We start from the raw sequence: 12,533 nt of genomic DNA, 5'->3' as shown, positions 1-12,533 counted from the left end.
GAACCGGATGCGACCGACCCTCTCCAACCTTTGCCTGATCGGCGGCATGCTTCTTGTCGCCCTCGCCGTCATGCTTCTCAACTCGCCGGATAGATCCGCGGAATCCGGTCGGCGTGATCTGCAGCCGTCGTCCGTCGCCGCACGCTCCGACCGTCCTTCAAGTCAGCTCCCGACCGCGATTCCCGAACCGATGAGCGCGACCCGCGCGGCCGCACTGACCGAAGCCGAGTGGCGGATTCATTTCGAAACCTACAACACCACCGCCGAAAACCGTCGCAGCATCATCGAACTCTCTGCGGAGATTCGCGATGCGCTGGCAGCCGGTCTCGACCCCGACGGCGAGGATGCCGCGATCTACGGCGAGGCGATGGCGGTGCTGCTGACCGATCGGCCGCGACGCTAGGGATCGCCGAAGGTCGCACTCAAGCGCACCCTCTCTCCTCGCCACCCACCAGTGTCTTCCAGACCGAGAAGTCGGAGTCGAGGATGGCGAGGTCGGCATGGTAGCCGGGTTCGAGTTTGCCGAAACCTTCGAGTCCGAGCGATCGCGCCTGGTTCCACGAGGTTGCCTTGACCAATTGGTGCAGCGGCTGACCGGTCAGCTCCGCCACATGCTTGAGTCCGTGGTTGAAACGCAGCGCCGAACCGGCGAGTGCTCCACCTTCCTTGAGTCGCGCGACGCCGTCAGCCACGACCACTTCCAACCCACCGAGCATCACCTCGCCCTTGTCGATCCACGATGCGGCCATCGAGTCGGTGATCATCATCAGCCGCTCGATCGGCACCCGCTTGAAAAGCAGCCGCAGCATGTCCGGGCAGAGGTGGATGGTATCGCAGATGAGCTCGATCATCAGCTCGTCGTCGAGCAGACCGGCGCCCACCACCCCGATCTCGCGGTGGTGCAGCGGCGTCATCGCATTGCCGAAGTGGGTCAGGTGGGTCAGCCCGGCATCCTTCGCCTCGAACACCTGAGCCGCGGTAGCGGCGGTGTGGGCGGCCGAGCAGGTGATGCCGGCCTCCGATGCCTGGCGGATGAATTCAATCGCCCCCGGGACATCCGGCGCCACCGACACAATCAATGCCGGAGCGATGGCGTGCAGAGCGGCGAGTTCGTCGAAGTCCGGTTCACGGACGAATTCGGGGTTCTGCGCACCGGCCTTGGTCACATTGATGAAGGGCCCCTCGATGTGCAGTCCCGGGCAACGCGTGAACTCGGGATCCGCCGCATACATAGCTACCGTGGTCACAATGCTCTGAAGCTTGTCCTTCGGCTGGGTAAGGGTGGTCGGCAGCCAGGTTGTCACCCCTTCCTGGAGCTTGCGTTTGGCGATATGCCGGACGCCTTCGAGCGAATCGTCGCAGACATCATGGCGGTCGGCGCCGTGGCAGTGGATGTCGAAGAAGCCCGGCATCACCATCCGCCCCCCGGCATCGATCACCGTCTCGGCCGGCCCCAAAGCCTCACCCTCCACCACGCCGGCGATTTTGCCGTCTTCAATCAACAGCGCCCCCGACTCGATCTCACGGTCCGGGGAAATCAGGTGGGCGTTCTGGATCAGCAGGCTCATGGAAGTGTCCGGAAATGCTCCCGATGGCGTCATAAGACGTCAAGGACAAGGTTGGAAGGTGCGTTTCATATCAAAAAGCTGCATTTCATCCCTCCACGGAATGTCGGCTCGCAGCCCCGTGTTCTTGCAGCCCGGGGTCACATGAGAGCCACACGATTCCCAAACCCCAACGGGGTTTTAGCCTGCAGCCCCGGGTTCTCGCAACCCGGGGTCACCCCAGAGGCCCTTGATCCTCGAACCCCAACGGGGTTCTGCCCCGCCTAGTCCCAAACGTATCGCTCGTCCCACTCGATCTGGTATCGCCGGAGCAGCGCGCGGTATTCGTCCTGAAACGTCGTCTGCCGGTGGTGTTCCTCCTGCTTGCGGATGTATTCCGTCGTCTCGCCAATCATCGACTGGCTGACGGAAAAGGCCCCGTATCCCGCCTGCCACGCGAACTTGGAGTCGGCTCCCAGTCGGGATTTTACCCACTGGTTCGACACCCGCTTCAACTCCTTCACCCAATCGGACTGGCGGACGTCCCGACCGAGGCGCGCCAGGAGGTGAACGTGATCGGCCACACCGCCGACGACCAAAGTCGGGCAGCCAAGTTGTTTCGAGACACCTCCGAGATAGGCGTGAAGTTCATCGCGGAGCCCCGGGTTCGAGAAAAACGGGAAGCGTTCCTTCGTCGAGAAGACGAGATGGACATAAACTTCGGAAAGCGACTGGGGCATGGCGGGGGAGGACACAACCCCGTTGGGGTTGATTGGATCGCACGGAAGTTACCCAAGGTAGAGGCTGCGCCTCAACCTTGGGCTGCAATACGGAAACCCGTTGGGTTTCAAACGCCCGACCACCGACCACCGACCACCGACCACCGACCACCGACCACCGACCACCGACCACCGACCACCGACCACCGACCACCGACCACCGACCACCGACCACCGACCACCGACCACCGACCACCGACCACCGACCACCGACCACCGACCACCGACCACCGACCACCGACCACCGACCACCGACCACCGACCACCGACCACCGACCACCGACCACCGACCACCGACCACCGACCACCGACCACCGACCACCGACCACCGACCACCGACCACCGTTCTCGGCTTCGGCTTCGGCTTCGGCTTCGGCGCCTGCCTCGGGTTACTACGGCTCAATGCCGGCTTCATAACCGGCGCTCCATTCCTGACCTCCGTCAGCCGGCGGACTTCAGCAAATTCCGGCCACTCCAGAGATAATTCCCGCCGGAGATCACCGTCAGGGCCAGCGCCAGCCACATCGAGGCGGGCATCAGCCAGCCGCCGAGTTCGGCAGGACGCGCAAGATTCAGTAGCAGTCCGGAAATCGGCCCGGTCTCCGGCAGACGGGAGAACGCCAGCCACACCAGCGCGGTGATGATGAAGATCAACTGGAAGGTCGTCTTCCACTTTCCGAGATGATCCGCCGCCAGCACCTGGCCGGCCTCGATCGCGATCTGGCGCAGGCCGGTGACGAGGAACTCCCGCGCGATGATCACCGCGGTGACCCAGACCGGGGCGAATCCACCGACCGACATGAAGACGAATGCGGCGCAGACGAGGATCTTGTCGGCCAGCGGGTCGAGCAGTTTGCCGAGTGGGGTCACGAGGCCCATCTTGCGGGCCAGATAACCGTCGAGCCAGTCGGTCGCGGCGGCCACGGAAAAGCTGACCAGAGCGGTCATTTTCCCCCCGAGGCCGTCAAATCCCATCGCGACAACAAAGACAGCGGCGAGAATCAGGCGCGACAGAGTGATCGCATTCGGGAGGTTCACGCCGCGAATGTGGGGAATGCATGGCATGATGGCAACAAGGGGTTGCGCCGGAGCCGGGAGTCCCCTACTACGCCGCGGCTGTCATACAGCACAACGTTATGAGCAACAGTGATTTCGGTCTCATCGGCCTGGCTGTCATGGGCCAGAACCTCGTCCTGAACGTCGAGTCCCGCGGCTTCAAGGTGTCCGTTTACAACCGCACGACCTCCATCATGGAGGAATTCGTGTCCGCCCACCCCGACAAGCAACTGGTCGGCGAATCGACTCTCGAGGGCTTCGTCCAGTCGCTCGCCAAGCCGCGCAAGATCATGATCATGGTCAAGGCCGGCGGCCCGGTCGACGCGGTCATCGAGTCGCTCATCCCGCTGCTCGACAAGGACGACATCATCATCGACGGCGGCAACTCGCTCTACACCGACACCGAGCGCCGCGACGCGTGGTGCTCGAAGGAAGGTCTCCGCTTCATCGGCGCCGGCGTTTCCGGCGGTGAGGAAGGCGCGCGCAAGGGCCCGTCGATCATGCCCGGCGGCCCGGCTTCCACCTGGGAAGTCATGAAGCCGATCTTCGAGAGCATCTCGGCCAAGGTCGACGGCGTGCCGTGCGTGACCCACATCGGTCCCGGCGGTGCCGGCCACTTCGTCAAGATGGTGCACAACGGCATCGAGTACGGCGACATGCAGCTCATCTGCGAGGCCTACAACATCTTCAAGGCCGCCGGCTTCTCGAACGAGGAGCTCGCCGACATCTTCGCCGAGTGGAATGCCGGCGACCTCGAGTCGTTCCTGATCGAGATCACCGCGAACATCTTCAAGCAGAAGGATCCCGAAACCGGTAAGGACATCGTCGACCTGATCGTCGACAAGGCCGGCCAGAAGGGCACCGGACGCTGGACCGTGATGGAGTCGGTCGAGCAGGCCGTTCCGTTCTCGACCATCGCCGGCTCGGTGGAAGCGCGGATCATTTCCTCGATGCGCGGCCAGCGGAAGAATGCCTCGGGCATCCTCCAGGGTCCCGACAACTGGGGCTTCGAGCTTTCCGGCATGAGCAAGGAAGACCTTGTCTCGAAGGTCCGCAACGCGCTCTACGCTTCGAAGATCGTTTCCTACGCCCAGGGCCTCGACCTGATCGCCAAGGTCGGCAGGGAGAAGAACTGGAGTCTCGACCTCGGCGCGATCGCCCGCATCTGGCGCGGCGGCTGCATCATCCGCGCGAAGTTCCTCAACCGCATCACCGAGGCCTTCGAGGCCGATGCCGACCTGACCAACCTGATGCTCGCTCCCTTCTTCACCGAGATCCTGAACTCGGGTCAGAAGGACTGGCGTGAGGTGGTGGCACTCGCCGCGACCAACGGCATCCCGGTCCCGTCCTTCGGCGGATCGCTGTCGTACTACGACGCCTACCGTGCCGAGCGCCTGCCGGCCAACCTGCTGCAGGCCCAGCGCGACTTCTTCGGCGCCCACACCTACGAGCGGATCGACAAGCCGGAAGGCGAGTTCTTCCACACGGAAGACTGGCCCGAGCTGATCAGCTGATCGCGCTCACCACGAACCATCCACACAAACGGCCGGGGAGTTCCCCGGCCGTTTTTTCATTCCCTGAAAGTAGTGGTCGCGCGGCGTGCCGTCGAAGTCACCCGACTTCATGCAGCACGCCTTGAAACCGGCGTCCCGAGCCGCAGGGACAGGGATCATTGCGGCCGAGCTTCTCGCTCAGTTCCTTGTCACCGTGAACCACGCGGTGGCCGCGCTTCACGCGGGTTTCGGACGGGAACCCCTTCCGGCGTTTACTGGAACGCTCGTAGAAAGGGGAGGTCTTGGTAGTCTTCGTTCTCGTACATGACGTCCTCCTTGTTAGGTTGAGGCGTCATTTGCCGGTCGATCAGCGCATCCGTCAAGCGCCATGGACCGCGCGAACCCACTCGCGCATCTTCGTTGGCAAAGGCTCCGGGGCGCGAGTGGGCTCGCGCGGTCCGCTCAGCATTACTTCAGCTTCGGAATATTCTCCATTCCGAGAGGCACCCGGCCGGTCGGAGCGCTGCGACCGCTCTCCTTGAGCTCCTTCAGCAGCGCCTGCATCTCCTTTCGCTTCGCCTCGTTCTTGAAATACAGGTTGGTCGTCTCGCCCGGATCCTTTTCGAGGTCGTACAGCTGGCCCGGGGCATCAGGTTCCTTCTCGGGCAACGCGTATTTCGCGAGTTCGCCCTTGTCGTAGCTGTTGCCGCCCGAACCCTTGTGATCGAGATACTTCCACTTCCCTTTCCGGATCTGGAACTCGCCGCGGAAACTCTGTGTGAGCAGATGCGGCCGGACGCTCTTCCCGGACTCCTGCTTGCCGATCATCACCGGCAGCAGGTCGAAACTGTCGACCGCCGCCTTGTCGGGCAGTGGGTAACCGACCACCGAGGCCAGCGTGGCGAAGATGTCGGTGGTGTTGATCATCTGGTCGGTGACCTGCCCGCCGGGAATCCTCCCCGGCCACCGGGCGATGAACGGCACGCGATGTCCGCCCTCCCACGCATCGCGTTTCACACCACGCCAGCCACCCGAAGCATCGTGCTCGTGATCCTCGCGCATCCAGACGACGTGCAGTGTTTCGGGACCATTGTCGGCATTGAAAAGCACCAGCGTCTCGTCATCGACCCCGAGCTGTTCGAGCAGGTCCAACATCCGTCCCACCAAAGTGTCGAGCTCACGCACGAAATCACCGCGCGGTCCCGCCTCGGTCGATCCTTCGAACTCCGGCGCCGGCAGTACCGGCGCGTGGGCGATCTGGGTCGAGAACACCGCGAAGAACGGTTGATCCGGGTGCTGCTTGCGATGGGTGGTGATGAACTCCTTGGTCTTGTCGTAGAACATCAGGTCCGCCTTCACGAACTCGTAGCCGGGCGCCTTCCAGCCTTCGTCGTTGTCCCACCGCCACTTGCCGCCGGGGTTCGGCAGGGTATCGCGTTTGTGGCGCCGGTCGGCCGGGACCGGCACCATTCCATTTTCAATGTAGACGTAGAGCGGATCGGTTGTCGGACAGTTCGGCGTGACGAATGACTCGTCGAAGCCGCGGGCGTTCGGCCCGTCGACCAGCGGCGTGCTCTTCTCGTAATCGATCTTGAGCGAGTTCTCGAACCCGCCACCAAGGCGCTCGCCATTCTCGTCGAGCCAAGTCAGTCCGACGTGCCACTTGCCGAAGATCCCCGTCCGGTAGCCTTTCTCCTTGAGCATGTCTCCCAAGGTGAGCGTTCCGGGTTTCAGATAACTCGGACCGCCCGGCCCTTCGAACGCGCCGCCGCCGCGGCCGGTCGACCGGTAGATCTGCTGCCCGGAAAAAAGCCCGTAGCGCGAGGGCGAGCAGATCGTCGAGGGACTGTGGGAGTCGGTGAAGCGGATCCCCTCGGCAGCCATCCGGTCGAGACGCGGTGTCTCGTAGGCTGACTTCGGGTTGTAGCAGGACAAGTCGCCGTAGCCGAAGTCATCGGCGTAAATAATCAGGATATTCGGCAACTTGCCGTCCGCGGCGAAAAGCGGTCCCGCGACGATTCCAGCCACCACCAGAGCCCGGCCGGCCCCGTTCCATACCTTGCGCATTCCCATGGCCCGATCTAACGAGCGGCCCCGGCACAAGGCAAATTCCGTTTGGGGCCGGTCGGGAGAACCCCTGACGCACAGGGCCGCTGAAACATCGGCTTTCGCGGTCCCGTAGCGGGCCTCGCCCCCCGCGCTCTTGCCTTGCCCCCCTGCAACGCTAAGATTCCGACGCACATGAGGTGGTTCACATTTTCAACGGCAGCCTGGCTGCTGACATCCGCCAGCGCCCGCGCCGCTGAGGAAACCGAGGGAATCATCCCACGCGAGTTCGACTTCATGGAGATCGTCGAGAAGGGCGGGATCATGATGTACCCGCTGGCGGTGCTATCGGTCGCCGCGATGGTGCTGATTCTCCTCTACCTGATGACCATCCGCCGCAACACGGTGGTCAGCGACCGTTTCATGAACACCGCCGAGGCGATGATCCGCAAACGCGACTTCCTCGGGCTGATCAGCTACAGCCACCGGCAGAACCAGTGCATGGCCCGGATCACCCAGAAGAGCCTCGAGTTCATGACCAAAAACAGCTCGGCAACCTTCGGGGAGGTTCGGGAAATCGCCGAGTCGGAGGGCTCGCGCCAGGCCGGCATGCTCAGCTCGCGCATCACCTATCTGGCCGACATCGGCTCGATCGCTCCGATGGTCGGCCTGCTCGGCACCGTGCTCGGCATGATCCAGTCGTTCCTCCACATCTCGCGAGGCGGATTCGAAGGCGTGAAGCAGATGGAACTCGCGTCGGGCGTGTCGGAGGCGCTGGTCACCACCGCCACCGGTCTCGCCATCGGAATCCCGGCGCTGGTCTTCTACTCGCTCTTCCGCGGCCGGGTGCAGAAGTACGTTTCCGAACTCGAGGCCGCTACGACCCACCTGATGGCGATGCTCCATGCGCAGGTCCAGCGGCAGCGTCCCGCCGGCGAAGCCGCTCCGGCGCCTCGCCGAGCCGACGACTATGCGATGCCGGTCCCCTCACCGCTCGCCGATGACCGTCCCGATCTTCACGGCATCTGATGAAATTCCAGAACCGAGAGCCGCAACCCGCGGCGATGCAGATGGCACCGATGATCGACATCGTGTTCCTGCTGCTGATTTTCTTCATCGTGACGTGGCAGTTCTCGCGCGACGAAATGGATCTCAAGATTGCCGTCCCGACGTCCGAGGAAGGCGCCGATCCGAAGCGCGTGCTCGGTGAAATCGTCCTCAACGTCCGCGCCGACGGCAGCGTGTCGGTTTGGGGTGAAACGAAGACCCGGGCCCAACTGAAGGAGACGCTTTCGGCCATCGCGACCCAGCACGAGAACCAGCCGGTCCGGGTGCGTGGCGACTCGACCACGCCGTTTCAGGAAATTGTCGAGGTGATCGACACCTGTCAGCAGGCCGGCATCTGGAACATCTCGTTCGCCACCCAGCGGCCCCAGCCGTCGGAGTAACCGGCTGCGCCACGCCCTCCGAAGACCTCCTGAAGGAGGAACTACAAACATCACTGGCCCGCCACCAGGGTTCGTAGTTCCCCGTTTACGGGGTCCCATGCGGAAAGCCTCCGCAAGGAACCACCACCGACCTTTCGACACCCACCCGAAGGCCTCCTAAAGGAGGAACTACATACATCACTGGCCCGCCACCAGGGTTTGTAGTTCCCCGTTTACGGGGTCCCTTGCGGCAAGCCACCACAATAACCACCGCCGGACCCTCCCACGCGGCTCCAAAGGCCTCCTAAAGGAGGAACTACATACATCACTGGCCCGCCACGAGGGTTCGTAGTTCCCCGTTTACGGGGTCCGGCAACCCCGGCACCGGCACATTTCTTTCGCAAGCGACGGCCCGGAGACCGCTGAGTAGCCAGAGGGGGCGAGGCGTCCGCGCCCGATCCGGGGCCGACCGGGATCGCCCCGTGGCTTGCAAATGCCCTCCGAATCCCGACACTCCGACCCATGCTTCGTTTCGCGATCCTGATGCTCTTCCCGGCCGTTCTGGTGGCCCAGGAAGCGCCCCGGGCACAGCCGGTGGATCCTGCCCTGCAGGGAAATCCCGCCGAGGATTCGTTCCAGCACGCCCGCAACGTCTACGAATCGGCGAAGCGCTCGAACGGAGCCGCACAGCTCGACCTCTACCGGATTTCGGCGGACCGCTTCAGCCGCTACCTGAACCAGTTCCCGGATCACCCGAATGCCGAAGCCGCGTGGTGGTATCTCGGCGAGTCGTTTTACGGAATCGGCCGTGTCGAGGACGCCAAGCGTTGCTTCCACTCGCTGCTCAACCGCTTCGGCAAAGGCCGCTACGCCGCCGCTGCCGCCTACAAGCTCGGCGCCGACCATTTCAACAATCGCCAATACGCGCTGGCCGCCACCCTGTTCGAGAAACTCGCCTCGATCGCCACCAATCCGACCGACCGGCAGCGGGGCCTTTATTACACCGGCAAGAGCTTCGAACTCCAGGGCCGCGACCGCCAGGCCGGGACGTACTACAAGGCCGTCATCGGCGACGGCGATCCGAACAACCCGTATCTCGACAAGGCCCGGATCGACTACGGCAAGCTGTTGTCGAAGGAAGGCAAACTCGATGAAGCGCTCCAGCTGCTCGACAAGGTCGCGGTCTCGCGAGCCTCGCTCGAGTTGCGCGGTGAGGCGGCGCTGCAGGCGGGCGCGGTGGCGGCCAAGTTGGGCGATGCCAAGCGCTCCGACCTCTACTTCGAGATGGTCCTGACCACCTCCGGCATGGAGGAGTTCCGGCCGGACGCGCAGATCGCGATGATGGCCGCGCGCTTCGACCAGAAGCGCTACGACGACGTCATCAGCATCTTCCGCCGCAGTGTCGACCGCAGCGAGGGCGAGCGCGAGGCCCAGCGACTGATGCTGGCCGCCCGCGCCTTCATGATGCTCGACCGCAATGCCGACGCCCTTCCGCTTTTCCGCGAAGTCGAGCGGCTGCAGCCGAAGGAATCCGACCTTGCTTTCGAGGCGACGTACTTCCGCCTGCTGTGCTTCTTCCGGATCGAGGGCCGCCACGTGCTCGACCAGGTCGAGGCCTTCCTCCAGCTCTACCAGAAGACGCATCCGCGCGATCCGAAGATCCACACCGCGCTCCTGATGAAGGCGGAGACGCTCTACTCGGACAAGAAGCTTGCCGAAGCGGCCGACGCCTACCGCGACATCGACCCGGCGACGCTTTCCGAAAAGAACCGCCGCGGCATGCTCTACAAGCGGGGCCGTTGCCTGTCGGAAGCCGGCGACCCGGAAGGTGCCGCCAAGTCGCTCGATGCCTTCATCGAGAAGTATCCCGAAGACGAACGCATCCCGCTGGCCTACGCCGCCCGCGGCCGGGCATCGATGGATCTTGGCCGCACGGCTTCGGCACTGGCGGACTTCCAGAAACTCATCGAGACCACCAAGGACGAGAAGCTGTTGAGCCTCGCCTATCTGGAAAGCGCGGAGATCCACAAGCAGCAGAACGAGCTCGACGCGATGGTGAAGTGCTATCGCGACTTCCTCGGAAACGTGAAGGAGGCCGCCCCGTCTGCCACCGCCAAGGCCTCTTACTGGGCCGGTTGGGGATTGGTGAAGCTCGGCCGTGGTGCCGAAGCGTTGACCTATCTTGAGAATGCCCGGGAACTCGCTCCCGACCTCTACACCAAGCACGCAGGACTGCTGCTGTGCCTGGTCCACCTCGCCGAGAAGAACCCTGAGCCTCTGATCACCGAGGTCGGCAAGGCGATCGAAATGAGCTACGCCGGCGACTTGCCCGAGCCGCTGGTCCGCTGGGCCGCCGACCAGGCATTCAATGCCAAGGACTTCATCAACGCCGCCCGCTTCTACGACCTCATCGCCGATGACGAGAATCCGGAGTTGGTCGTCAAGGAGGTCTGGCGCTTCCTCGGCAAGGCCCGTATCGAATCGGGCGATCCCGGTGGCGCCCTGACCGCGATCGAGCACGCTCTGGCTGCCGAGCAGGATCCGGCATGGCGGGCCGACGGCCTCACCGACAAGGGTCGCGCCCTCGTTAATCTCAAGCGTCTCGACGAAGCCACGAAGGCGGTTGAGGCCGGATTGGAACTGCGCCCGGAGGGTCGGGTCGGAGCCAATCTTCACCTGCTCCGCGGCGATATCCTGATGGCCCAAGGGAAGCCCGATGAAGCCGTCCGCTCGTACATTCTCCCGGTCCAACTGATGGACGACAACGACGAGTTGGTGAAACCGAGAGCGCTCTACAAGCTCATCGATGCTCTGGAGAAATCCGGCAAGGGAGCCGACGCCGAGAAATACCGGCAGGAGCTCAAGCAGAAGTATCCCAAGTGGAAGCCCTGAGCGTTTCCCCAGGACTTCAACGGACAAGCACCCAGCACGTCCAGGCGGCGGCGAGCGCGATCATCACCAGTCCGATCGAACCTGCGATCCGGTCGGTCCCGGTTTCATTCGGCCGCTTGGCCGATGACGACTTCGGAAAAACGGCGAAGGCGTAGAGCATTCCTGCGACCAGTCCGCCGCCGTGCGCACCGTTGTCGATGAAGCGGAACAATCCGATTCCGATCGCCGCGGTGAGGAGCAACGCCGCGAGCAACCGCCGGCGTGAGCTTTCCGGAACCAGCGCCGGATGCATCCACTCGAAGACGAGCAGGAAACCGAGCATCCCCATCAACCCCCCGGATGCTCCCAGCGACGGCATGTTGGGCATGAACCGGCTCGACGCCTCACCTCCGACCCAAGCCGCGAGGATGAAGACCATAACCACGTGCGGCCAACGGACCAGCACCTCCATCCGTCGTCCGAGATAGGCCAGCGCCGCGGCATTGAAAAGAAAGTGGATCCAGTGGCCGTGCAGCATCGGCGCCGTCGCCAACCGCCACCAATCAGCCGGGCGACCGTCGACCTTTGTCAGTCCGCCACGGTCGACCTGCTCCATCAGGTTCGCCGGAGCGAGGATCTGAACGAGCCCGACCGCGACAAGAATCCACAGCATCGTCCTCGTGACCGGCGCCTTCTCATGAATCAGCCACGTCTCGAAACGCAGGGCCGGGACGTCGATCTCCAGACTTCCCTCGACCCACTGCCTGGCCCGGATGAGACGCTTGCGTCCCTGATACCAAGGAATCAAACCGAGAACGATGAACAGCAGCGCCGCCAGACCCAGCGGCCCGAAGGCCAGCATTTCCCTGCCACTGGCCAGCGAGTAAATCGCGATCCCGGCGAAGATGGCCCCGAACAGCATCATCTGACGACGACCCTCGGAGATCTCCCACTCGGCCCAACGGATTCTCGCAGCCTTCAGCGCCGGATGCAGGTCTGCAACTTCCTCGGGCAGGACGAGGTAGTCGGACTGGGGCGTCCAAACCATGTCGACCCGCGCTCCGGCATCGTCAACGATCGCAGCCGAGAGCTCGTCGAAACTCCCCACGGACGTACGGCGGCCTTTGCGATCCACCCAACCCCAGCCTTCGCCAGCCCGCGCGAAAGCGTCGGGACGCGCCCAAACCGGCACTGGAACGGTGGATTCCATCGACATCTCAGGACATCTGTAGCGTCGCACGACCGACAATCTGTCAGCCGTTCGTTGCGACCTACGGCCGGGTGCAGCACGTGCCGCACCAGCATCAGCCTTCGAGA

Annotated in this window: 11 protein-coding genes; 5 read left to right on the top strand and 6 right to left on the bottom strand. The window is 63.6% G+C overall.

All coding sequences use genetic code 11. The features are described from left to right. The first annotated feature begins 7 nt into the window (after nt 1-7). The gene (locus HAHE_RS13205) at nt 8-403 is read left to right on the top strand and encodes a hypothetical protein (RefSeq protein ID WP_338685084.1); all 396 of its coding nucleotides are present in this window, start codon (nt 8-10) and stop codon (nt 401-403) included. A 19-nt stretch (nt 404-422) separates the two neighbouring features. Here the strand turns inward: HAHE_RS13205 and nagA are convergent, their stop codons facing one another. The 3 genes from nagA to pgsA form a co-directional block, all read right to left on the bottom strand. Beyond that, nucleotides 423-1,568, bottom strand: coding sequence for an N-acetylglucosamine-6-phosphate deacetylase (gene nagA, locus HAHE_RS13200; RefSeq protein WP_338685082.1), 1,146 nt, complete (start codon nt 1,566-1,568; stop codon nt 423-425). Between the two features lie 260 nt (nt 1,569-1,828). Further along, a complete protein-coding gene (locus tag HAHE_RS13195) occupies nt 1,829-2,284 on the bottom strand; it encodes a transposase (protein ID WP_338685080.1) in 456 nt (151 codons plus the stop codon). Nucleotides 2,285-2,764: 480 nt separating this feature from the next. Further along, nucleotides 2,765-3,388, bottom strand: a complete 624-nt coding sequence (gene pgsA, locus HAHE_RS13190; RefSeq protein ID WP_338685079.1) for a CDP-diacylglycerol--glycerol-3-phosphate 3-phosphatidyltransferase — start codon at nt 3,386-3,388, stop codon at nt 2,765-2,767. Between the two features lie 71 nt (nt 3,389-3,459). Between pgsA and gnd the strand changes: the two genes are divergently transcribed. Then, complete coding sequence (gene gnd / locus HAHE_RS13185; RefSeq protein ID WP_338685077.1) at nt 3,460-4,893, top strand: decarboxylating NADP(+)-dependent phosphogluconate dehydrogenase; 1,434 nt, start codon at nt 3,460-3,462, stop codon at nt 4,891-4,893. Between the two features lie 97 nt (nt 4,894-4,990). Here the strand turns inward: gnd and HAHE_RS13180 are convergent, their stop codons facing one another. Then, nucleotides 4,991-5,113, bottom strand: a complete 123-nt coding sequence (locus tag HAHE_RS13180) for an SEC-C metal-binding domain-containing protein (RefSeq protein WP_338685075.1) — start codon at nt 5,111-5,113, stop codon at nt 4,991-4,993. Nucleotides 5,114-5,340: 227 nt separating this feature from the next. After that, nucleotides 5,341-6,945 (bottom strand): sulfatase-like hydrolase/transferase, encoded by a 1,605-nt coding sequence (locus tag HAHE_RS13175; RefSeq protein ID WP_338685073.1) that lies wholly within the window; start codon nt 6,943-6,945, stop codon nt 5,341-5,343. Nucleotides 6,946-7,113: 168 nt separating this feature from the next. Here HAHE_RS13175 and HAHE_RS13170 point away from each other — a divergent pair, with 168 nt between their 5' ends. The 3 genes from HAHE_RS13170 to HAHE_RS13160 all read left to right on the top strand — a co-directional run bounded on the left by HAHE_RS13170 (nt 7,114) and on the right by HAHE_RS13160 (nt 11,237). Beyond that, a complete protein-coding gene (locus tag HAHE_RS13170; RefSeq protein WP_338685071.1) occupies nt 7,114-7,947 on the top strand; it encodes a MotA/TolQ/ExbB proton channel family protein in 834 nt (277 codons plus the stop codon). Next, the gene (locus HAHE_RS13165) at nt 7,947-8,366 is read left to right on the top strand and encodes a biopolymer transporter ExbD (protein WP_338685069.1); all 420 of its coding nucleotides are present in this window, start codon (nt 7,947-7,949) and stop codon (nt 8,364-8,366) included. Before HAHE_RS13170 ends, HAHE_RS13165 begins: the two co-directional genes overlap by 1 nt. Before the next feature lie 501 nt (nt 8,367-8,867). Then, nucleotides 8,868-11,237, top strand: coding sequence for a tetratricopeptide repeat protein (locus HAHE_RS13160; protein WP_338685067.1), 2,370 nt, complete (start codon nt 8,868-8,870; stop codon nt 11,235-11,237). A 16-nt stretch (nt 11,238-11,253) separates the two neighbouring features. Here the strand turns inward: HAHE_RS13160 and HAHE_RS13155 are convergent, their stop codons facing one another. Further along, nucleotides 11,254-12,432, bottom strand: coding sequence for a rhomboid family intramembrane serine protease (locus tag HAHE_RS13155; protein ID WP_338685065.1), 1,179 nt, complete (start codon nt 12,430-12,432; stop codon nt 11,254-11,256). Nucleotides 12,433-12,533 lie beyond the last annotated feature (101 nt).

The sequence above is a fragment of the Haloferula helveola genome, from assembly GCF_037076345.1.
In the GTDB taxonomy this organism is placed as follows: Bacteria; Verrucomicrobiota; Verrucomicrobiia; order Verrucomicrobiales; family Akkermansiaceae; genus Haloferula; species Haloferula helveola.
This window is presented reverse-complemented; position numbering and strand designations above follow the sequence as displayed.